11 protein-coding genes are annotated in these 22,842 nt (G+C 65.7%); 4 read left to right on the top strand and 7 right to left on the bottom strand.

The genetic code is table 11. The features are described from left to right. The first annotated feature begins 34 nt into the window (after positions 1 to 34). Entirely contained in the window at positions 35 to 1,186 is a 1,152-nt protein-coding gene (locus tag CIW53_RS09310; RefSeq protein ID WP_149364436.1) for a mechanosensitive ion channel domain-containing protein, read from the top strand. A gap of 120 nt (positions 1,187 to 1,306) precedes the next feature. Here CIW53_RS09310 and CIW53_RS09305 read toward each other — a convergent pair whose 3' ends face one another. The 7 genes from CIW53_RS09305 to CIW53_RS09275 all read right to left on the bottom strand — a co-directional run bounded on the left by CIW53_RS09305 (position 1,307) and on the right by CIW53_RS09275 (position 13,427). After that, positions 1,307 to 4,387 (bottom strand): error-prone DNA polymerase, encoded by a 3,081-nt coding sequence (locus CIW53_RS09305; protein WP_149364435.1) that lies wholly within the window; start codon positions 4,385 to 4,387, stop codon positions 1,307 to 1,309. Positions 4,388 to 4,398: 11 nt separating this feature from the next. Beyond that, positions 4,399 to 5,802, bottom strand: a complete 1,404-nt coding sequence (locus tag CIW53_RS09300) for a DNA polymerase Y family protein (RefSeq protein ID WP_149364434.1) — start codon at positions 5,800 to 5,802, stop codon at positions 4,399 to 4,401. Between the two features lie 12 nt (positions 5,803 to 5,814). Next, positions 5,815 to 6,438: a translesion DNA synthesis-associated protein ImuA gene (imuA, locus tag CIW53_RS09295; RefSeq protein WP_149364433.1), complete on the bottom strand. Its 624-nt coding sequence runs from the start codon at positions 6,436 to 6,438 to the stop codon at positions 5,815 to 5,817. Continuing rightward, on the bottom strand, positions 6,438 to 7,058 hold the full coding sequence (gene lexA, locus CIW53_RS09290) for a transcriptional repressor LexA (protein ID WP_149364432.1): 621 nt from the start codon (positions 7,056 to 7,058) through the stop codon (positions 6,438 to 6,440). The genes imuA and lexA overlap by 1 nt, the downstream gene beginning before the upstream one ends. 268 nt (positions 7,059 to 7,326) lie before the next feature. Further along, the gene (locus CIW53_RS09285; RefSeq protein WP_149364431.1) at positions 7,327 to 8,598 is read right to left on the bottom strand and encodes an RNA polymerase sigma factor; all 1,272 of its coding nucleotides are present in this window, start codon (positions 8,596 to 8,598) and stop codon (positions 7,327 to 7,329) included. Positions 8,599 to 8,726: 128 nt separating this feature from the next. Further along, the gene (locus tag CIW53_RS09280; protein ID WP_149364430.1) at positions 8,727 to 12,479 is read right to left on the bottom strand and encodes an EAL domain-containing protein; all 3,753 of its coding nucleotides are present in this window, start codon (positions 12,477 to 12,479) and stop codon (positions 8,727 to 8,729) included. A gap of 522 nt (positions 12,480 to 13,001) precedes the next feature. After that, positions 13,002 to 13,427: a YciI family protein gene (locus CIW53_RS09275; RefSeq protein ID WP_149364512.1), complete on the bottom strand. Its 426-nt coding sequence runs from the start codon at positions 13,425 to 13,427 to the stop codon at positions 13,002 to 13,004. Between the two features lie 302 nt (positions 13,428 to 13,729). Here CIW53_RS09275 and recC point away from each other — a divergent pair, with 302 nt between their 5' ends. The 3 genes from recC to recD are packed head-to-tail and all read left to right on the top strand — an operon-like array spanning position 13,730 to position 22,837. Next, the gene (gene recC, locus CIW53_RS09270) at positions 13,730 to 17,203 is read left to right on the top strand and encodes an exodeoxyribonuclease V subunit gamma (protein ID WP_149364511.1); all 3,474 of its coding nucleotides are present in this window, start codon (positions 13,730 to 13,732) and stop codon (positions 17,201 to 17,203) included. Beyond that, positions 17,200 to 20,862, top strand: coding sequence for an exodeoxyribonuclease V subunit beta (gene recB, locus CIW53_RS09265; protein WP_149364429.1), 3,663 nt, complete (start codon positions 17,200 to 17,202; stop codon positions 20,860 to 20,862). Before recC ends, recB begins: the two co-directional genes overlap by 4 nt. Beyond that, a complete protein-coding gene (recD, locus tag CIW53_RS09260) occupies positions 20,855 to 22,837 on the top strand; it encodes an exodeoxyribonuclease V subunit alpha (RefSeq protein ID WP_149364428.1) in 1,983 nt (660 codons plus the stop codon). Before recB ends, recD begins: the two co-directional genes overlap by 8 nt. Positions 22,838 to 22,842: the final 5 nt, after the last annotated feature.

Raw genomic sequence — 22,842 nt, 5'->3', positions numbered from 1 at the left:
TCCTGTCCACATCGCCTGCGGCAGACTGCAACACATGGTGCATGAGTTTTCCACACTGTGGCAGCACGACGTATGGATACGGCTCGGGTCGGCGGTGATCACCGGATTGCTGCTGGCGTTGGTGCTTCGCACCGGCGCCCATGCATTGCGGCGGCGGTTGGCGAAAACGCATCCGGTGGCAGCGGACATCATGGGTCGCGCCAGTGCGCCGATGGAATGGCTGCTGCCGCTGCTGACGGTGACGATTGCCTTGCACACATGGCCGCCGACCACCTCCGCGCCATTCGCCATGCTGCAACACCTGTTGCGGATCGCCTTGCTGGCGGTCGGCACCTGGCTGGTGGTGCGTTGCATCGGCGCGTTCGAAGGGGCGGCCATCCGGCGCTATCCGATGGACGTGGCCGACAACCTGCAGGCACGCCGCGTGGTGACCCAAGTGCGCGTGCTCGGACGCACCGCCGATGTCATCGTGATCGTCATCGGCATGTCGATCATCCTGCTGACGATTCCCGGCGTGCGCCAGCTCGGCGCCAGCCTGCTGGCCTCTGCGGGCGTGGCCGGACTGGCGATCGGGCTGGCCGCCAAGCCGGTGCTGAGCAACCTGATCGCCGGCCTGCAGATTGCGCTGACCCAGCCGATCCGGCTGGACGACGTGGTGATCATCGAAGGCGAATGGGGCCGCATCGAGGAGATCACCGGCAGCTATGTGGTGGTGCGCATCTGGGACGAACGGCGGCTGGTGGTGCCGCTGAACTGGTTCATCGAGAACCCGTTCCAGAACTGGACGCGCACCGGCTCGCAGCTGATCGGCACGGTGTTCCTGATGCTGGACTACCGCATGCCGTTGGCGCCGTTGCGCAAGGAACTGCAGCGGCTGTGCCGCGAGGCGCCGGAATGGGATGGCCGCGTCTGCGTGCTGCAGGTCACCGACGCCAACGAACACGCCATGCAGTTGCGCGCGCTGGTCAGCTCCTCCGACTCCGGCCGCGGATGGGATTTGCGTTGCCATGTGCGCGAAGGACTCATCGCCTATGTCCAGGCCAATCATCCCGAAGCCCTGCCGCGCTGGCGCGGCGAGCTGGAACGCGGCGGCCACGCACCGGAGCCTCCGCCGATGCCGCGCAACCCCGAACCCCAGCACAGCCCCTCGCCGGAGGACGGCGGGCCATTGCGCGACGGAACGTAGCCTGCCCGGTTAGGCGATGGAATTTCCGCTGTGGGAGCGACTTCAGTCGCGATGCTCTGGAGTTTTTGTGGGGCCTGCAGAGCCATCGCGACTGAAGTCGCTCCTACAGAGTTTTCCGGCTCAGTGGAAATCCCGCGACCGCGCATCCAGCGCACCCAGCAGTGGCGTCAGGTCCTGGAGACGATGCGCGATCAGGTGGCTGACGCCATCCACATGTTCCCACTGGCCCTCCACCGCCAGCAGGCGCGCCTCGATCAATGCGCGGCGCTGCGCTTCGGCCACGTGCCGCCACACCACCACGTTGACCAGGCCATGTTCGTCCTCGAGAGTCAGGAAGATGATGCCGCTGGCCGTCTGCGGCTGCTGGCGCGACGTCACCAATCCGGCCACCCGCACGCGGCTGTTGTGCGGCCGCGTGCGCAACACCCTTGCATCGATGCAGCGGGCCGCGCGCAAGCGGGCGCGGATCTGCCGCAGCGGATGCGGCCCGAGACTGAGCCCGAGTCGCGCATAGTCCGCCAGCGTGTCCTCGGCCTGCGTAGGCAGCGGCAGCGCGACGGCCGTTTCGGCCGGACTGTCCATGCCGAACAACGGCAGCTGCGCCTCGATACCGGCGATGGCCCAACGCGCGCGATGGCGATGACCGGCCAGCCCGCGCAACGCGGCCGCATCCGCCAGCAGAGCCTGATGCCGGCGATCGAGACCGGCGCGTGCGCACAGGTCGGTGATGTCGGCGAAGGCGCGTTGCCCGCGCGCCGCCATCAGGCGCAGCGCCGCGGCTTCGGAAAATCCACGCACCATGCGCAGGCCCAGCCGGATCGCACGCGAATCCACTGCGCCGCGCGGGTCGGTTTCCAGCGTGCAATCCCAGTCGCTGTATCGCACGTCGACCGGATGCACGGCCACGCGATGACGCTGTACGTCCTGCACGATCTGGGCCGGGGCATAGAAACCCATCGGCTGCGAGTTGAGCAGCGCACAGGCGAACGCCGCCGGGTAATGGCATTTCAGCCAGCACGAGGCGTAGACGAGGTTCGCGAAGCTGGCCGCGTGCGATTCGGGAAAACCGTAGGAACCGAAACCCTTGATCTGCTCGAAGATGCGCGCCGCGAATTCCGTCGTGTAGCCATTCTTCAACATGCCCTGCATCAGCTTTTCGCGATGCGGCTCCAGCCCGCCATGCCGCTTCCACGCGGCCATCGAGCGGCGCAATTTGTCGGCCTCGCCGGCGCTGAAGTCGGCGGCCACCATGGCCAGTTTCATCACCTGTTCCTGGAACAGCGGCACGCCGAGCGTGCGTTCCAGTACACCCTTGAAAGCCTGCGACGGATATACCACTGGCTCTTCGCCATTCCGACGCCGCAGGTACGGATGCACCATGTCGCCCTGGATCGGGCCGGGCCGCACGATCGCCACCTGGATCACCAGGTCGTAGAAATTCGCCGGCCGATGCCGCGGCAGCATCGCCATCTGCGCACGACTTTCGATCTGGAACACGCCGACGGTGTCGGCTTTCTGGATCATCGCGTACGTATCGTCGTCGTCCGGCTCGATCGTCGCGATCGTCTTGACGACGTCGTGTTCGCTGGCCAGCAAGCCGAAACATTTGCGCAGGCAGGTCAGCATGCCCAGCGCCAGGCAATCAACCTTCAGCATGCGCATGGTGTCCAGGTCGTCCTTGTCCCACTGGATGATGGTGCGATCCGGCATCGCCGCGTTTTCCACCGGCACCATCTCGTGCAGGGGCACGCTGGAAATCACGAAGCCGCCGACGTGCTGCGACAGGTGCCGCGGCATGCCGAGCAGCTCATGGGTCAGCTTCAGCACGCGGCGGATGATCGGGCTGTCCGGATCGAAGCCCTGTTCGCGCAGCCGTTCCTCGGCGCTGCTGTCGCCCCAGCCGCGCGCGAAGATGTCACTGAGCTGGTCGACCTGGTCCAATGGAAGGCCGAGCGCCTTGGCCACGTCGCGCACCGCGCTGCGGCCGCGATAGCAGATGACGGTGGCGGCCAGCGCGGCACGCTCGCGTCCATACTTCCGGTAGATGTACTGGATCACCTCTTCGCGCCGCTCGTGTTCGAAATCGACGTCGATGTCGGGCGGCTCGTCGCGGTCCTCGCTGATGAAGCGCGCCACCAGCAGGTTGTTGATTTCCGGATCCACCTCGGTCACGCCTAGCGCGAAGCACACGGCGGAGTTGGCGGCCGAGCCGCGGCCCTGGCAGAGGATGCCCTCGCTGCGCGCGAAACGGACGATGTCGTGCACGGTGAGGAAGAACGGTTCGTACTCCTTCAGTTCGATCAATGCCAGTTCGTCATCGACCAGCCGGCGTACTTTTTCGCTGGCGCCCCCGGGCCAACGCCAGCGCAGACCCTCCTCGGCAAGGTGGCGCAGCCAGCTGGCGGGGGTATGTCCGTCGGGCACCAGTTCCTTTGGATAGTCGTAACGAAGGTCCGCCATGTCGAACGCGCAGCGCTCGGCGATGCGCATGCTTTCGTGCATCAGTGCCGCAGGATAGATCGCCGCCAGCACATCGCGCCGGCGCAGGTGCCGTTCGCCGTTGCGGAAGATCAGCGCGCCCGCCTCGGCGATCGGCACGCGATGGCGGATCGCGGTGAGCGTGTGCTGCAGCGCCAGCCGGCGGCGCACGTGCATGTGCACGTCGCCGCCGGCCACCAGCGGCAGATCCAGTGCACGACCCAGCGCCTGCAGATCGCGCAGGCGCGCCGCGTCATCGGGACCCCGATGCAGTTCCACCGCGAGCCACGCGCGATTGTCGAAGGTCGCGCGCACCCAGCGACCCTGCGCGATATCGGGTTGCGGCCCGGGCGACCACAGCGCCAGCGTACCCGGCAGGCCATCGTCCAAGTCGGCTCGAGTCAGCCGATAGGTTCCTTTTTTCGAGGCACGACGCCCGCGCGTGATCAGGCCGCAGAGCGCCGTATAGCCCTGCCGGTTTTCGCACAGCAGCACCAGCTTCGGTCCATCGTCGAGCTGGAACTCGGCGCCCACGATCAACTTCATGCCGGTTTCGCGCGATGCCTCGTACGCGCGCACGATGCCGGCCAGCGAGCATTCGTCGGTGATCGCCAGCGCGGCATAGCCGCAGGCCTTCGCGCGTTCGAACAGTTCGCCCGCGCTGGATGCGCCGCGACCGAAGGAGAAATCGGACAGGCAGTGCAGTTCGGCATACGAACTCATGCAAGCATGGTTCATGCGAACCAGCCCTGCAGCATCCAGCCGCCCTGTTCGCCGGGCTGACAGAATGCCCACGCATGCTGACCCAGCGAGGTCTCGATCACGTAGTAGTCGCGGCACGCTTCGGCGCCGTCCCACCAGCCGGTTTCCAGCCGCTCGGGACCGGCCAGGATGCGCGGCGCCGGGCCGCGCAGCGGAATCGGACGATCGAGCAGCCAGGTCGGACGCAAGCGTGACTCTTCGTAACCGGCACCTTCGTCGGCCACTGCCTGCGCGCGTTCAGGGCGCGGATCGGTGGTGCCGCCCAACCGGTAGACGGCGCGATCGCCGAGCCGCGCGCGCAGTCGTTCGCGCAACTGCTCGATCGGCAGCGCATTGGCCGGCCGTTCGTCGAACAGGTCGCGCCCGGCCGGCACGAAGTCCGGCAGGTCGCGTGCGACCAGGCGCATGGCCAGCACGGGCTCGGGCAGTTGCACCTGTTCCAGCCGTCCGCGCGCCAGTTCGAACAGCATGCCGGCGTCGCGCTCGGGCGACAGCAGGCCGACCTTCACCTCGGTCGCCCTGCCTTCGCGATGTTCCAGCCGCAGCAGGAACCGCTGCACGCCACCGTCCCGGCCCGCCAGGTAGGCGGCGAGGTCGCCGGTCATGCGACGCAGCGGAAACACCAGCGCGGCGATGTTTTCCACTTCGTGGCTCAGTTCGATCCGCAGATCGAATGCATCCGGTGGACGATAGGCGTCGAGTCCGGCCGGTATCTCGCCGAGCAGGCGGTCGATCATCTGCGGCAGTTCATTCCCGAAACGCCGGCGCAAGCCGTCGCGCGGCAACGTCAGCAATTGCCCCAGCGTGCGGATGCCCATGCCGGACAGCGCCTCGATCGAAGCCGCCGGCAAGCGGCTCTTGCGCATGGGCACGGCCTGCAGCGCAGGACGCAGAGCATCGGGCGTCAGCACCGCGCGACCATCTGCGATGCCGGCCAGCACCCAGGCCGCATGCGGCGTGGGCGCGAGCGCGATGCGATGACGAAAGCCCAGCGCGGCGAAGTCGGCGCGCAGCATGGATTCGAAGCGCGGCCATGGACCGAACAGGGCGAGGCTGCGGCTTGCCTCCAGCACGATCGCATGCGGCAGCAGGCTCACCTCGGAGCTGTAGCGATACGCCACCGCCGCCAGGAAGCGCTGCCAGCGATCGGCCGCCTGCGGATCGTGGGGCAGCGCATCGAACCGTGCGAGCAACGCATGGGCGGCGGTCAGGCGCTGGCCGACGCGCAGGCCCGCGTCACGTGCCGAGGCATTGACCGCCACGATGCTGCGTGCGTTGACGGCGCCGTCCACCAGCACCAGCGGATCGTCACTCGCCCGGCGGCGGAGAATGCCATCCAGTGCCAGGTGCGGCAGCAAAATACAGGCCCACAACATGATCGCCGGCCATCAATGCAGGGAGCGGGAAAGCGCGAAAGGCTGCGCCGGCACGGCACCGCCACGACACTTGCGCACCCATACCCGGGCGCTTGGAGCGGTTTCGATCTCCAGCCGCAGGGCCGCCGGCGAGGCACTCGAAAGATGCCGGCGATCGCGGAACGCAAACGCCAGCGCCTTGCCCGTGTCCGCCGCCACCTGCAGGCGACGCAAGGCGCGGTCGTCGGCCTTGCGCGGCCACGCCAGCACGGCGGCGCAACTGCCCGAGCGCAGGCATTGCTCGGTGACCCACAGCACCTCGGCCTCCGGTGCCGCCACGATATCCACCCTTCGCATGTCGACGCCGTGCTGCTGCCAGCCGGCCACGCACGGCGCATAGGGTGGTGCCACGACGATCACCGGACGCGCGCCGTGGCTCAGGCGCGCCAGCGTGGGCAACAACAGGCGAAGCTCGCCGACGCCATCGACCGGCAGCAGGATTTCCGACAGCGCGGCATCCGGCCAGCCGCCCGCGGGAAGCACAGCGTCCAGCGCGGCCCAGCCGGTCGGCTGCTCGCCGGCCGGTACGGGCATCGCCCGGCCGCGCCAGACCTGCCGCGCATCGAGCATGCCCGACAAGGCGACCACGGCGCCCATCAGCCGCCCCTCAACAAACCGGCAAACAGGCCTTCGATGGCGAAGTCGTCGCTGGGGTCGGGGACGATCGGCTGATAGCCCGGGCTGTTCGGCAACAACCGGATCACGTCGCCCTGCCAATACAGCCGCTTGATGGTGAAGCGGTCGCCACCCACCCGGGCCGCGACCACCTGGCCGTGGCGGGCCACCGGCGTGGCATGCACGCCCACGATGTCCTGGTCGAGGATGCCTTCGTCGCGCATCGAATCACCGACCACGCGCACCAGGTAATCCGGCTTCAGCCGGAACAGCCAGCGCGACACGCGCAGCGTGCGTTCGATCCGCGATTCGGAAAACAGCGGTTCACCGGCGGCGATGCGCCCGACCAGGGGAAGTTCCATCGTGTCCGCATCGGCCGGGTCCGGCGCGGTCACCAGCCGGATGCCGCGCGAGCGGTTCGGCTCGATCTGCAATCGCCCTTTCGCCTCCAGCGAACGGACGTGCTTCAGCACCGCGCTGACGTTGGCCAGACCCATCGCCTGGCCGATTTCCTCCAGTGTCGGCGCTTGGCCGGCGTGTTCGAGGCGATCCCGGATGAAGTCCAGGATGTTGGATTGGCGGGTGGTCAGCTGCAGGCTCATGCCGCCATATTTTCACCTTTTTTGGTGAAAATGAAGTGTCGGGTTTCATCTGCCGGAAGATCAAGGGCTTGGCGGGCCAGACAGGAGGACCTTGCAGTTCCCGCCATGGGGAATGGACCCTTTCGCCGTGGAACATTTCTTCACTCCGTTCTCCCTGAGCGCAGGCCGCAAGGCCGGAGTCGAAGCCCCGTGAGGCAGCGCCTTCGACTTCGTTCGCCGGCGCGAACCACGCTCGGCGTGAACGATGGCGAGGATCCGCAAGATGCCTTTATGCCACGTTGCCCCCGCATGCTCCCGCCCGTCCCAGCATGAGTTCGCGCTCGCGCGTGTTCTGCGCCAGAGCCGCGGCATGCTCGAAGGCGGCGCGGGCTTCATCGGTGCGGCCCAGCTTGAACAGCAGGTCGCCGCGCACGGCGGGCAACAGGTGATAGTGCGCCAGCGCCGGCTCGGTGATCAGTGCATCGGCGAGTACGAGGCCCGCAGCAGGGCCGGCTGCCATGGCGACGGCAACCGCGCGGTTCAATTCCACGATGGGCGATGGCGTGGCCCGCGCCAATATGCCGTACAAGGTCGCGATGCGGTTCCAGTCGGTGGCATCGGCCGTCCGTGCGCGGGCGTGACAGGCGGCGATCGCCGCCTGCAGCGCGTAGGGGCCGAGCGCGCCACCCAGCTTTTCCGCATGATCGAGTGCGGCGAGCCCGCGGCTAATCAGCAATTGATCCCACTGCGCGCGATTCTGTTCGAGCAGCAGGATCGGTTCGCCTGCCGCAGTGACGCGCGCATGCGCACGCGAGGCCTGGATCTCCATCAACGCAAGCAGGCCGTGCACTTCGGGCTCCCGTGGCATCAGGCCCACCAGCACCCGGCCGAGGCGCAGCGCTTCCTCGCACAGTGCCGGACGCATCCAGTCCTCGCCGGCGGTGGCCGAGTAGCCCTCGTTGAAGACGAGGTAGATCACGCCGAGCACCGACGACAGGCGCTCGGCCAGCTCATCGCCCCGCGGCACCTCGAACGGTACCTGGGCCTTGCCGAGGCTGCGCTTGGCGCGCACGATGCGCTGCGCGATCGTCGCCTCCGGCTGCAGGAACGCCCGCGCGATTTCGCCGGTGGTGAGGCCGCCCAGCAGGCGAAGGGTCAGCGCCACGCGCGCCTCGATCGGCAACACCGGGTGGCAGGCGGTGAACATCAACCGCAACAAATCGTCACCGATCGCATCGTCAAGCGCTGCTTCCACGGCCGACACCTGCTGTTGCTGTTCCGTCTCCAGTTCGTGCATCAGTTCGGCATGCTTGCGCTCAAGCAGCTTGCTGCGCCGCAGCCGGTCGATCGCGCGACGCTTGGCGGTGGTCATCAGCCATGCGCCGGGGTTGTCCGGCACGCCGGTTTGCGGCCACTGCTCCAGCGCGACCACCAGCGCGTCCTGCGCCAGCTCCTCGGCCAGGCCCACATCGCGCAACATGCGCGCCAGACCGGCGATCAGCCGGGCGGATTCGATCCGCCAGACGGCGTCGATGGTGCGATGGGTGTCGATCAGACTCATGGCGACCGATCACACCATCCCCACTGCGTCGGTGCAAGGCCGGAGCAACGCCGATTCCATTTCCCGGCTGCGGCCTTCAGGTTCGCCAGGTCGGTCCCGAACCGAGATGGAGAAACTGCATCCGAAGCTTACTCATCGCCGTAATGTTCTTCGACCTGCACATGCTCGACCAGCGAGGCAACCAGCTTCGCTCGTGCCGTCCGGTAGGCTGCGTGTCCCGGCCCGTCGACCGATGCCGCATGCATTGCGGCGTAGTTGTCGACCAGCGCGTCGGAAATACGGCCGTCGCGGTGCGGGTAGCCACCTGGTACGCGACTTGTCTCGGCATGACGCCGCCAGAAAACCGGATCGACCGGCAACGCGACAAATTGCTCCTCCCACAACAGCACCGCCGCCAGGGCTCCCAGCGCTGTCCTGGGGCAAGCTGCATCCCAACTGCAACGGAATTCCGAGAGCCAGCCCAGCAAAGCTTCGGGCGGCATCGGCCGCGCGAGGGCATAACCTTGTCCAAAGTCGGCTCCCAGGATCAGCGCGGCCTCGATCAGCCCGGGAGTCTCGAGTCCTTCCACCACCACTTCCAGTTCAAGATCATGGCCCAGACGAATGAGTTGGCGGATGAAGTGCAGGCTCCGCAGCGGATCGTCGGCGACCTGCCTGACAATGCCCTGATCGATCTTCACCCGGTCGAACGGCCACTGACGCAGGCGAATGAGCGAACTGTAGCCGGCTCCCAGATCGTCCTCGGCCAGACTGAATCCGAGTGCCTTGAGCGCCTGCATGCCGGCGAGCGCCAGCGGCGTCGAGTGCTCGGTGCCAATCGGTGATTCCAGTATCTCCAGCAATAGCGAACTCGGCGGGCAGGTGCTCATCGCCAGGATGGCGGCGGCGGTCTCGACATAGCGCGAGTCCTCCAGCGCCGCAGCCGGCACGTTCACCGACATTTTCAGCGGATAGCCCGCCTGCGCCAGGGCCTCGCGACAGGCCGTCGCCTGCAACAGCCCCTGACGAAACAGCAATACCAGGTCATCATCGCGCAGGGCAGGCAGGAAACTTCCCGGCAAGCGGATGGTCCCGTCTTCCTCGTGCAGCCGTGCCAACGCCTCGAGCCCGGAGACATGGCCGTTCGCCAGCAGGACCACTGGCTGGTAATGCATCCTGACCGCCTCGGTGACAACCATCGCGCGCCAGGACTCACGCACGAAAAACGGCAGCAACGCGGTACCGGGCCTGGGTGGCGCCAGCCGCATCAGGGCAAGATCCAGTACCGTCTTGATCTGCTCGACGAACGCCTGCTGGTCGTCGCTTTGAAACCCGCCCGCATAGGAGCTGTAGATGGTGAGCACCACGGCAGGTGTGCGCGGCAACGGACACAGTGGCACGGCAACATTGGAAACGATTCCCACAGTGGCGGCGATCTCGCGCCAGCTCGCCATCGCCGGATCGCTGTCGTAGTACGCGCATCGCTGGATAGTCGCCGTCCGCCACGCGCGCCCGCTCGGCCCTGCACCCTCCGGGCTGCCTGCATTCGCGCGAACAGGCGAGGTATCACCTCGCCGCAGCGCCCGCAGATAATCCGCAAAAGCCACGCCAGCCACGGCCTCATAGGTGAGTTCACCGAACGCATCGGGGCGCCCCACCGCGCAGGCGACGATCTCATCGTGGGCGACCAGTGTGTCGACCGCACCCTGGATCAACTCCAGATAACTCTCGGCCGACCAAGCCAGCGTATTGAGTCTGGCAAGGACCGCAACACGACGACGCTGCAACTCGCGCATGCTCTCCAGTTGCCATTGCCGCTCCAGCGCAAGTCGCTGCAGCACAATATTCAACGGGCGCTGGTCGCGATGCACCCCGGCGCCCAAGGCAATGGCAAAGAGGTCGCGAAGCCGCTCGACTGCCTCCAGCAACCACACCTCTTCCACACCGCAAGCCGCGTAGAAGAATCCTGTCTGGCTCGCCTTGGCTCGCTGGCTGGCCAGATCCAGACCCGGGCGCAGCAGCGCCAGCAAGTGCCGTGACAAGCGCCGCTTGATGACATTCGTGCCATCGGCAGGAAGCACGCGGAGAAGTTTGGCCACGCCGGCATGCGTCATCAACTGGGCGTGAAACGTCTCGATCATTGTGGGCATGCAGGATTCCAGCAGCCTCATGCATGAACCGAGCAGCTCGGCCGCAAGCTTGCCGTACGGGGGCAGATCGCGATCGTCGTGTTCGTCGGGGAGTTCCACCGAGCCATCCCGCGGCGGCAACGACCACCATCTGGCGCGTTGTCGTTTATGCGCCTTGACCTGATACATCGCCTGATCGGCGAGGCGCAGCAACTGCGCGCCGCTTGCCGTTGCTTCGGCATGCATCGGATACAAGGCAATACCCAGGCTGGCCGACATCAGCAAGGTCGTGCCGTCGATGACCATGGATTGCTGCAACGCCTGCCATACGCGATCGAGCAAAGGATTCAGGTCCTCTTCGTTTTCAAGATCCTCGAACACCAGCACGAACTCGTCGCCACCGAGGCGTGCGACATAATCCTCGGCGCGAAGCGCCTCGCGAAGTCGCGCCGCCACCTCGGCGAGGACGCGATCGCCCGCCGCGTGACCATGGCGATCGTTGATCGGCTTCAGGTCATCCAGGTCGAGCAACCCGATGGCCACCAGACGTCCGCGCCGCGCTGCCCTGACCAGTACGCCTTCAAGGTATTGATCCAGTGCACGACGATTGGGGAGACCAGTGAGGTCATCGTGCAGGGCAAGATACGTCTGGCGCTCCTGTTCCAGCACCAGGGCCCTGCGCTGGTCGTGCTGCTCCAGCGCAAGACCGGCGACGCCGGCAATCTCGTCCAGCAGCCTGCACATCTCATCGTCAAACACGTCCGGCTCGGCGGTCACGACGACGAAAACGCCGATCGATACGCGCGCTGTTTCTGGCCCGCCACCCGGCACCGCAAAAAGCGGCCAGCACCCGACCGCCCCCATCCGGGCCAGCGGTTCCGTACACCACATCGAGGATGTTTCGGCGTGATCGGCCGGGTGAATCCGGACGACGGGGCTGCCCTGCATGAAGGCGAGCGTGGGAGCGGGGATCGCCGGGCCATCAGCATGCATCGGAGGCATGGGCAGCCGGCGCATGGCGTCCGCCATGGGACCTGCCAGCGCGGTTCGGCGCAGCATGCCGTCGTCCCCGTCGGCAACAAACACATCGATCGCCGCTGCGCCCGCAATGTCGACCAGTGCCTGGGCCAGCGTGCGGTAAACCGCTTCCGGATGGGGCTGCTCGAGCAAGGCACGCTGGATCGTGCGTTGCGCATCGCGATAACGGCTCATCCGGATGTTGCGCTCGAGCAGCGCCTGGTGATCCCAGAAGCGTGCAAGCTCATCGGCAAGCCGCTGCGCCCAGTCCAGCAATTCGTCACTCAGCTCGGGGCCCCCATCACGGGAGTAGGCCGCCAACACCAACTGGCCACCGTCACGTGTCCTGGCCGCAGCCACGATGCACGATCCAAACCCGTGGCGCCGGGCCGCTTCTCGCCACGGCGCGAACTCCGGCGCATCGATCGACGTTGCCCTGGCACGTTCCTCACGAAGCACGATGGCCACCGGGCCGCGTCCACCCGGATCATGTTCGTCCGCGCTGAGCCGAAGCGACGCGGCGTAATCAGCGGCGGGGCCCGCTGCCGCTACCACTCCAAGTTCGGAGCACTCCGATTCGCGCCGTCCGATCCAGACCAGGGGGAGACCCATGGTGGAGGCGAGAATCTCGGCGATCTCGGCCAGGGCGGCTCGGCGGTCATAACCCGGCGCCGTATGAAGAAGCGCCAAAGTTTCCGCCACGCTTCGGTAAAAGCGTTCGCGAAGTTCACCCCGTGCCTGTTCCCGACTCGCCATCGACCGCCCCAAGTCGCCTCAAGAGAACAACCGCAGCCCTCAACACGTCATGAATTGCACGTCCCCAGCCCGCCGGTGTCAACGACCGTTCTCGACGGCGATGCCATCAGAGGCTGCAGAACTCCGGAACCTTTCGAGCGCGCGATCCACGACATCGAGGCACCAGCTCCTCGGCAAGACCATTCTCGAACCCGGCAAGCCCGCCCAAACCGACGCAACGACAGGCACGCCATGGCTATCCATCCCGGCCGAGCCTGCGTATCGGCTCGACGCAAGGCAGGATAGTCTCAATCAAGGCCGGCGTGTTCCTCGTGATACGCGATCGGTAGCTGAGACGCCTTTGAGGAGGATCCCCGCGTCGGGCCTGGCTTGGTCCCGCATGAGGGGTAGTGAAGCGATGCGGGCCTGGGCTGGGGGAATGCGCCTGGTGACCCGCTTCTGTTTTGCCTTGTTCCGGACTCACGCGAAGCGCAAGGGATCTTCTTGTGACGAGCGATTGAGGGTGCATCCCTTGAATCGGGCTTACGGCTTCGCCGCCATCTGCGCGCGCAACCGCTCCTCCTGCTCCCTCAGTTCGGGCGTGAATTCAACTCCGAAGTCGTTCGCCTCCAAGATCGGACGGATCTCGATTTCGGATGTTCCCTCGAACGGGTTCGGACAGCGCTTGAGCCACTCGATCGCCTCCTCCATCGACTTCACCTGCCACAACCAGAAGCCGGCGATCAGCTCCTTCGTCTCGGCAAACGGCCCATCGATCACCGTGCGCTTGTTGCCGGAAAACTTCACCCGCACGCCCTTCGAACTGGGGTGCAGGCCATCCCCCGCCAGCATGATGCCGGCCTTCACCAATTCTTCGTTGTATTTGCCCATCTCGGCCAGCAACTGTTCGCTTGGCATCACGCCGGCTTCGGAGTCCTCGTTTGCCTTCACCATCACCATGAATCGCATCGTCGTTCTCCCGTTAAGTTCGAAGAATGTGAGCCGGGACCGCGTCACGAATTTCCCTGCTCTGCTCAGACGACGAATGAGAGTGGACCAGATCGACACGCAGGAGATCGTGTCATCGACAGCGATTCTCAAACGACGCGACGACGGCCCGTTATGCTGTTCAATGAAACACTTCGCGCCGGCTCATCGGCACGACATTCCCGGCGCACTCGGAGACAATCCCCGATGATCAAACACGAGCACTGTCCCCTGTGAATGCAACTCGGCCGATCTCCTGCCCTCCACCGATCGAACCGGGGTTGATGGTGCTCCATGGCAATCGACTCGAGGATCTGCGCGATCTGCTGGCCGCATGGCTGGCCCGCACACCACTGCGGCCGCTGGAAGATGAGCTGATGCTGGTGCAGAGCAACGGCATTGCCCAGTGGCTGAAGCTTGCGCTTGCGCGCTCACCCGAAAAAGGCGGCTTGGGCATCAGCGCGGCCATCAACATGCAATTGCCGGGCCGGTTCCTGTGGACCGCCTACCGCGCGGTGTTGGGCCGCGACGCGGTAGCGGTGACGTCACCGTTCGACAAGTCGCGTCTGACCTGGCTCTTGCTGCGACTGCTTCCCCTGCATCTGGAAGACGACGGTTTCGAGCCGCTGCGGGATTTTCTCCGGTCAGGGTCGGAGACGCCATCCAAAGAGCCGGCCTGGATCAAACGTTATCAGCTGGCGATGCAGATCGCCGACCTTTTCGATCAGTACCAGGTCTATCGCGCCGATTGGCTGGACGACTGGGAACGCGGTCGCGATGTGCTGCGTGACGACTTGCGCGTCGACGCCACACCGGTCAGCGCCGACCAGCGGTGGCAGCCAAAACTCTGGCGCCTGCTGCTGACGGATATCGGTGCCACCGAGCGCGAGCGTCATCGCGCCGCCGTGCATCGCTCCTTCATCGCGCGCATCGGCGAACTGGCTGAACGGCCTGCAGCGCTACCGCGGCGCATCGTGGTATTCGGCATTTCCTCGCTACCGCAGCAGACGCTGGAGGCCCTGACCGCGATGGCGCGCTTCAGCCAGGTGCTGCTGGTGATCGCCAACCCGTGCCGGCATTACTGGGCTGACATCATCGAGGACCGCGAGCTGCTGCGTGCGGATAACCGTCGCCAGCAAGACAAGCCCGGCGTGCCTGCCCTCCCACGCTACGAGGACCTGCATCTGCATGCCAACCCGCTGCTGGCAGCCTGGGGCAAGCAAGGCCGCGATTACATCCGGCTGCTCGACAGCTTCGACCAGCCCGAGCGTTACCGCAGCCACTTCGCCGAGATCGGGCGCAGCATTGACATCTTCCAGGATGTCGAAGGCGACGGTCTGCTGCAGCAAGTACAGCAAGACATCCTCGACCTGCGGCCGTTGCCGGCCGAACCCGCACAACGCCGACCGTGGCAGTCCGGAGACAACTCGCTGCGCTTCCATGTGACGCACAACCCGCAACGCGAAGTCGAAGTGCTGCACGACCAACTGCTGGCGATGTTCGAGCAGGCCGCGGGCGATGGTCGTCCGCTGGCGCCTCGCGACGTGATCGTGATGGTGCCTGACATCCAGGCTTATGCGCCGCATGTGCAGGCAGTATTCGGCCGCTTGCCCATCGGAGACCCACGTCACCTGCCCTACAGCGTGGCCGACCAGTCAGCCCGTGCCACGGCGCCACTGATCGTGGCGCTGGCGCATCTGCTGGCCTTGCCCGAGTCGCGCTTCGCGGTCAGCGATGTTCTCGACCTGCTCGATGTGCCGGCGCTGCGCCACCGCTTCGAGCTGGACGAGGACGATCTGCCCACCCTCCGACGCTGGATCGAAGGCGCCGGCATCCGTTGGGGACTCGATGGCGCGCAGAAGCGCAGTCTGGACCTCCCCGCGCTGGAACAGAACACCTGGCGCTTCGGCCTGCGTCGCATGCTGCTCGGCTATGCGGCGGGCGATGGCGAAACATTTGACGGCATTGCACCCTACGGCGAAGTCGGCGGGTTGGATGCCACCCTGCTCGGTCCGCTTAGCGCGCTGCTGGATCGTCTCGAAGCGGCCTGGCAATGGCTTGGCTCCCACGCCACGCCGGCGGCGTGGGCCGAGCGCCTGCATGGACTACTGGACGATTTCTTCGACAACGTTGACAGCGAGGACGCCGGGCGTCTGAATCGTCTGCACGATGCGCTGGATACGTGGCTGGAAGCCTGCGACGAGGCCGCTTTCGAGCAACCAATCCCGCTGGCCGTGGTGCGCGAGCACTGGCTGCAGGCCATCGACGAGAGTCGGCTGTCGCAGCGTTTCATGGGTGGCGCGGTGAGCTTTGGCACCTTGATGCCGATGCGCGCGATTCCGTTTCGGGTAGTCTGCCTGCTGGGCATGAACGACGGCGATTATCCGCGCCGGCAGACACCGCTCGACTTCGACCTGATGGCGCAGTCCGGAAGAATCCGCCCCGGCGACCGCTCGCGCCGCGAGGACGATCGCTACCTGTTCCTGGAGGCTCTGCTTTCGGCACGCGATGCGCTGCATATCAGCTGGGTCGGCCGCAGCGCGCGCGACAACAGCGAGCTGCCGCCTTCGGTGTTGGTTGGCCAGCTGCGCGACTACCTCGCCGCCGGCTGGCATCGGGCGCAAGATGCCGCCGACGCGGCCGATGCCGGTGAACGCCTGCTCGAGGCACTGACCTGCGAATATCCATTACAACCTTTCAGCCGACGCTATTTCGAAGGCGGCCAAGCCGCGCACCTCTTCACCTACGCCCATGAATGGCAACAAGCCCACCGCGTCGTCGGCACCCCAGTGCCTGCGGCTGGACTCGATCCGTGGGTGCCGGAGACGGCGCTTTCGCTGATCCAGCTGCAACGTTTTCTGGCCAGGCCAGTGGCGTATTTCTTCAACCAGCGCCTGAAAGTTCATTTCACCGATGCCAACGGCGACACGCTGGACGACGAGCCTTTCGCCCTTGACGGCCTGCAGCGCCATGCCGCCATGCGCGACGTGTTGCACGCGGTGCTCGGTGATGACAGAGGCAGCCCGCTCGATGCGGCCGTGGCGAAGGCCGTGCGCCGGCTGGGCGAGGAAGGCCGGCTGCCGCCCGGTGGTTTCGGCGTCGCGTTGCAGGAGGAGATCACTCGCCAAGTACAGAGCCTGGCCGACCTGTGGCAGAGCGCCTGTTTGCGCTGGCAACCACAGGACGACAAGTTCGAGCTGCACCACGCGCGGGGCGAGCTGTCAGTGGAGGACTGGCTGATCGACCTGCGTCGCGACAAGGCCGGCCAGCTGCGGCGGCTGGAACTGGTCAGCGGCAATCTGCTCGACAAGACAGGCACGCTGCGCTTCGACAAGCTCACCCATGCGTGGGTAATTCACTTGTTGGCGAATGCGAACGGCCTGGCCCTGCAGACGCAGTTGATCGGTGTCGACACCCAACCCACGTTTGCCTCGATGTCACGCGAGCACGCCACGCACCAACTCGATGCACTGTTGGACGCACTGCGCCAAGGCATGGACTCGCCGTTGCCGATCGCCCGCCGCAGCGCCTTCGCCTGGCTGGCGGCAGCCGACGGCGGCAAGGATCCGGTCAAGGCCGCCGCGCTCAGCTACGACGGCAGCGACTATGGGCAAGGTGTCGGTGAGGTGCGTCAGGATGCTTATCTGGCCCGCGCCTGGCCACGATTCGAACAGTTGCATCAGGCCGGTTTTGAGCGCTGGCTGTCGCTGTACCGACCACTGACCATGGCCTTGCTGCCGGTGGAGGCCGCGATATGAATACGACAGCCACGCTGCAGCCGTTGAGCCTGCCCCTGCACGGCATCCGCCTGATCGAAGCGAGCGCAGGCACCGGCAAGACCTGGACCATCGCGGCGCTGTACCTGCGCCTGGTACTCGGCCAGTATGAAGCCGGCATGCCGCTGCTGCCGCCACAGATCCTGGTGGTGACGTTCACCAAGGCAGCCACCGCCGAACTGCGTGAGCGCATTCGCGTGCGCCTGGCCGAAGCAGCTGAAGCGTTTCGAGGCCAGCGAGTGCCGGACGAGTATCTGCGGGGGCTGATCGCTGGCTATGCCGATGCCAATTCCCGCTCCGTCGCCGCACGCCAACTGGAACTGGCCGCGCAGTGGATGGACGAAGCCGCCGTGCACACCATCCACGGCTGGAGTCAACGCATGCTGGGACAGCATGCTTTCGACAGCGGCTACCCGTTCGAGCAGAGCGTAAGCAACGACGAAGGCGAACTGCTGGGCGAAGCGGTGCGCGACTACTGGCGACAGTATTTTTTTGCGCTGGATCGCGAGGACGCCGAACAGGTCACCCGCCTGTGGCGCAGTCCGCAACAGCTGCAGAAAGCCATCGCGCCGCTGTTGCGGCAGCCAGCGGATCAGTTGCGTGTGGACGGCAGCAAGCCGGCTTCGGTGGACGATCTGGCCGCGGCCATACGTGCCGTGCTGCTGCCGCTGCGCACGCTGGCCACGCAGGCCCGCACGACGTGGCTGACCGACGTCGACGCCATCGAGGCCATGCTGCGCAAGGCGATGGCCGACGGCGCATTCAAGGCCAACATGATGAGGCCCGAAAACCTCGACGGCGATCTGGCGCACATGCGCACGTGGGCCGATGGCGCAGCGCCGGACGCCACGGTGCTGGCTCGCTACAGCCAGGCCAAGCTGGCCAGCGCCACCAAGGTCAAGTTCAGCGCGCCCACGCATGCCGCATACGCTGCGATCGATGCGCTGCCACCAGCGAGCACCAGCGGCGACAGCCTGCGTCCGTTGATCCTCGCCCACGCGGCACCGTGGATTGCGGCGCGGGTGGACGCCGCCAAGCAACGACTGGCGCAGATGGGTTACGACGACATGCTCGCGCGTCTGGATCAGGCATTGCACGGTGTCAGCGGCGAACGCCTGGCGCAAACCATCGCCAAGCAGTATCCGGTCGCGCTGATCGACGAATTTCAGGATACCGACCCGCTGCAGTGGCGCATTTTCCAGCGCATCTATGCCGGGCGCGAACATACCGGACTGTTGCTGATCGGTGATCCCAAACAGGCAATCTACAGCTTCCGCGGCGCCGACATCCACACCTACCTGCAGGCACGCCGCCGCGCCGATGCACCAACCTGGACCCTGGATACGAATTACCGCTCCACCCACGCGCTGGTGCATGCGGTCAATCAGGTGTTCGGGCATGCCGAGCGGCATTCGGCGGGCGCATTTGCCTTCGGCAAGGGCGAGGACGCGCTGCCGTTTTTGCCGGTGAATGCGCACGGTCGTGGCGAACGCCTGCTGCTCGATGGCGAGACGCTGCCAGCCGTGCAGCTGACGCGGGTTGTCGCCACCGAGCCGATGAGCAAGAAGGATTATCAGCTGCAGATGGCCGGGCACGCCTCGGCATGGCTGGTATCGCTGCTGAGCGCTGCCCAACGGGGCGAATGCGGATTTTCCAGCGAAACCGGTGACTTTCGCCCGCTGACCCTTGGCGATATCGCCATTCTCGTGCGCAGCGGTACCGAAGCGGACTGCGTGCGCACGGCGCTGCGGGCGCGTGGACTGGCCAGTGTCTATCTGTCCGACCGCGATTCGGTCTACGCCTCGCCCGAAGCCGCCGACATGCTGCTGTGGCTGCACGCCTGTGCCGCGCCCGGCTCGGACCGCGCGATGCGTGCCGCACTCGCCACGCCGACCCTGGCCCAGGACTACGCAGCGCTGGAGCGCCTCAATCGCGATGAAACGGCATGGGAAGCGATGGGCGAGCGCTTCCGCCGGCTACATGAGAATTGGTTGCGCCAGGGCGTGCTGGCGATGCTGCACGAGTTTTTGCATGGGTTCGACCTGCCCGCCCGCCTGCTCGCCCACCCACACGGTGAACGCGCTCTGACCAACCTGCTGCATCTGGCCGAGCTTCTTCAGCAGGCGGCCGCCACCCTGGACGGTGAACATGCGCTGCTACGCCATCTGTCCAACCAGATCGCGCAGACCGGTGACGGCCAGAACGAAACCGCTGACGACAAGATCGTGCGGCTGGAAAGCGAGGCTGCGCTGATAAAGGTGATCACCATCCACAAGTCCAAGGGGCTGGAATATCCGCTGGTGCTGCTGCCGTTCGTCTGCGCGGTGCGCGAAACGAAACGCGGTGACCGTTTCGTGCTGCACGACGATGACGGCGAACCCACGCTGGACCTGCAGCCCTCGGACGAAACGATCCAGAGCGCCGACCGCGTACGTCTGCAGGAAGACCTGCGCCTGCTCTACGTGGCCCTCACCCGCGCCCGCCACGCCTGCTGGCTGGGCATCGCCGATATCAAGGATGGCCAGAGAAAGGCCTCCGGTTTGCACAAGTCCGCGTTTGGCCATGTGCTCGGCGGCGGCGATCCGTTCGATCGGGACAGCCTGTCTGCGCAGCTGCGCAAACTGTGCGAAGGGCAAGCCGACATCCATCTCGATGACGTGCCGGAAGACGCTGGCGACGCACGCCATCGTCCGTCCGGTGAACCGCTGGCTCTGCAGCCCGCGCGCAGCTATCACGGCCAGCCGATCGAACCATGGTGGATCGCCAGCTACAGCGCACTGCGTATCGCCAGCCATGACGCCGCGCCACGCCACAGCGCACCGGAAACCGCACAGCAGGAAGTGCTCGCCGAGATGACCGTCGAGCAGCAGATCGCGCCGCCCCAGACGACTACGGCAGCGTCGGGCATGCATGCGTTTCCGCGCGGCGCCGAGCCCGGCACTTTTTTGCATGACTTGCTGGAATGGGCTGCCAATGAAGGTTTCGCTGCCTCGGCAAACGCGCCCGAAACCTTGCAGTTGCTGATTGCACGTCGCTGCCAGCGACGCGGCTGGAGTGCATGGACCGAGACACTGACGCGCTGGCTGCCGGACTTCCTGCGCACGCCCCTGCCCTTGCCCGATGGAGGCAACACAAGCCTCGCCAATGCCGATGTCTGCCGCGCCGAACTGGAGTTCTGGTTCGAGGCCAGCTACGTCGATACCCAGACACTGGATCGACTGGTCAGCACGCAGACCCTTGGCGCCCGGCCGCGGCCGCCGCTGCTGGCCGACCGACTCAATGGCATGCTCAAGGGTTTCATCGACCTCGTGATCGAACACCAAGGACGTTTCTACATCGTCGATTACAAATCCAACTGGCTGGGTCACGATGCCAGCACTTACACACCCGACGCGATGGACGCCTCGGTACGGCACAGCCGCTACGACCTGCAATACGCCATCTACACGCTGGCCCTGCATCGTCAACTGCGTGCGCGTCTACCCGATTACAACTATGACCGTGATGTGGGTGGCGTGCTCTATCTCTATCTGCGCGGTGTCGATGGCGAAGGCCACGGCGTACACACCGAACGCCTGCCACTGGCACTGATCGAGGCGATGGACGCGTTGTTTGCCGAAGGAACTCCCGACCATGCATGACGCCTTGTTCGGCCAGTTCGCCCGCGACGTCGAGCACGGCCGACTGCGCGCGCTGGATGTGGCATTGGCAAAATTTCTTGCCGAGCAAGCCCCTTCGATGTCCGAACCGCTGTTGTGGCTGACTGCTCTGCTCAGCCGTCAGCTGGCCGACGGCAACCTTTGCCTGAATCTGGCAACCCTCGCCGCAATGTGCGACGAACAGGACTGGCCGCGCCACTGGCGCCAATATCAGCAAGGCGCGAAAAATTCGCTCGAAGAACTCGCCGCCTCTGCCCTGGTGGCCGATGGCGCAAGCGGCATGCCCGACAATGCCCCGCTGGTTCTGGACGGCACGCGTCTGTATCTACGCCGTTACTGGAACCACGAACGCACGGTGGCCAGCGCCATTCGTCAGCGTCTCGCGCAAACATGGCCGGCGGCGGCCAATCTTGGCGAAGAACTCGATCGTCTCTTTCCGCCAGGTGCCACAGTCCAATCCTGCGTTCCGGACTGGCCGAAAATTGCCTGCGCGCTGGCTGCGCGCCGAGGCTTCACCGTCATCACCGGCGGCCCCGGCACCGGCAAGACCACTACCGTGGTGCGCCTGCTTGGCCTGCTGCAAACGCTGCAACTGCGCGAACACGAGCGACCCTTGCGCATTCGCCTGGCCGCTCCCACAGGCAAGGCTGCGGCACGGCTCAACGCATCGATCGCCGCCCAGGTGGCTCAACTGGACGTGAGCGAAACCACGCGCGCAGCCATTCCGACCGAGGTCACCACATTGCACCGCCTGCTGGGCGCACGGCCGGACACGCGCCGCTTTCGGCACGACCATGCCAACCCAGTTCATCTCGATGTGCTGGTGATCGACGAAGCGTCGATGATCGACCTGGAAATGATGTCCTCCGTGCTCACAGCGTTGCCGCCGAACGCACGACTGATCCTGCTCGGCGACAAGGACCAGCTGTCATCGGTCGAAGCTGGCGCGGTACTTGGCGATCTGTGCCGCCACGCTGAACGTGGCCACTACAGCGTCGATACCGCAGCCTGGCTGCGCACCACCACCGGCGAAGACATTCAGCACTGGGTGAGCGACCAGGCCACGCCGCTGGATCAGCAGGTGACTATGCTGCGGCACAGTCACCGATTCAGCGACAACAGCGGTATCGGTCGGCTGTCGCGTGCTGTCAACGAAGGGGATGGCAGCGGTGCACATGCCCTGCTCGGCGCGCCCTCGACCGATCTATCCCGGATTTCCAGCAGCGACCATCAAACGCTGGCCAGCCTGATCATCGACGGCAATCCCGCAGGCTTCGTTGCCGGCGCACACGCAGGCACGCCGCGCGGATACCGTCATTATCTGGAACAGTTGCGGAACGACCGGCCTGCCTCCGGCAGCTGTAGCGTGGTGTACGACTGCTGGGCACGCGAGGTCTTGAGCGGATTCGCCCGCTTTCAGCTGCTGTGTGCGCTGAAACAGGGCCCACATGGCGTGGAAAGCCTGAATGCGTTGATCGCCCAAGGACTGTACGCCCGCAAGCTGATCGAGTCGCCACTGGGTTGGTACGAAGGCCGTCCGGTCATGGTCACGCGCAACGACTACAGCCTCGGGCTAGCCAACGGCGACGTAGGTATCTGCCTGCGCGTGCCTGATGAAACCGGGGCTATGCGGCTGGTGGTGTCTTTTTTGCAGAATGGAGCGCCCGGCGATTCCGCGGGCAGCCGCGTTCGCCATGTGTTGCCAAGCCGGCTGGGAGAAGTCGTCACGGTGTATGCGATGACGGTGCACAAGTCGCAGGGATCGGAGTTCGAACATACCGCACTGGTACTTCCGGCGAGTCCGGCCGGCATCCTCAGCCGCGAATTGCTCTATACCGGCATCACCCGTGCCCGCCGCTGGTTCACCTTGATCGGGTCGGACCGCGTTATTGCCAGCGCCATCGATCGACGCACCCGCCGCCACTCGGGACTGGCCGATCACCTGGACAAAGCATGAGTAAA

It is taken from the genome of Rhodanobacter sp. T12-5, assembly GCF_008329435.1.
Lineage (GTDB): Bacteria > Pseudomonadota > Gammaproteobacteria > Xanthomonadales > Rhodanobacteraceae > Rhodanobacter.
Note: the sequence above shows the minus strand (reverse complement) of the source record. Positions and strands in the feature narration are given on the sequence as shown.

Bases quoted from the DNA above. Each gene is read 5' to 3' on its own strand.
- CIW53_RS09310 (WP_149364436.1), top strand. From the start codon at position 35: ATGGTGCATGAGTTTTCCACACTGTGGCAGCACGACGTATGGATACGG.
- CIW53_RS09305 (WP_149364435.1), bottom strand. From the start codon at position 4,387: ATGAGTTCGTATGCCGAACTGCACTGCCTGTCCGATTTCTCCTTCGGT.
- CIW53_RS09300 (WP_149364434.1), bottom strand. From the start codon at position 5,802: ATGTTGTGGGCCTGTATTTTGCTGCCGCACCTGGCACTGGATGGCATT.
- imuA (WP_149364433.1), bottom strand. From the start codon at position 6,438: ATGGGCGCCGTGGTCGCCTTGTCGGGCATGCTCGATGCGCGGCAGGTC.
- lexA (WP_149364432.1), bottom strand. From the start codon at position 7,058: ATGAGCCTGCAGCTGACCACCCGCCAATCCAACATCCTGGACTTCATC.
- CIW53_RS09285 (WP_149364431.1), bottom strand. From the start codon at position 8,598: ATGAGTCTGATCGACACCCATCGCACCATCGACGCCGTCTGGCGGATC.
- CIW53_RS09280 (WP_149364430.1), bottom strand. From the start codon at position 12,479: ATGGCGAGTCGGGAACAGGCACGGGGTGAACTTCGCGAACGCTTTTAC.
- CIW53_RS09275 (WP_149364512.1), bottom strand. From the start codon at position 13,427: ATGCGATTCATGGTGATGGTGAAGGCAAACGAGGACTCCGAAGCCGGC.
- recC (WP_149364511.1), top strand. From the start codon at position 13,730: ATGGTGCTCCATGGCAATCGACTCGAGGATCTGCGCGATCTGCTGGCC.
- recB (WP_149364429.1), top strand. From the start codon at position 17,200: ATGAATACGACAGCCACGCTGCAGCCGTTGAGCCTGCCCCTGCACGGC.
- recD (WP_149364428.1), top strand. From the start codon at position 20,855: ATGCATGACGCCTTGTTCGGCCAGTTCGCCCGCGACGTCGAGCACGGC.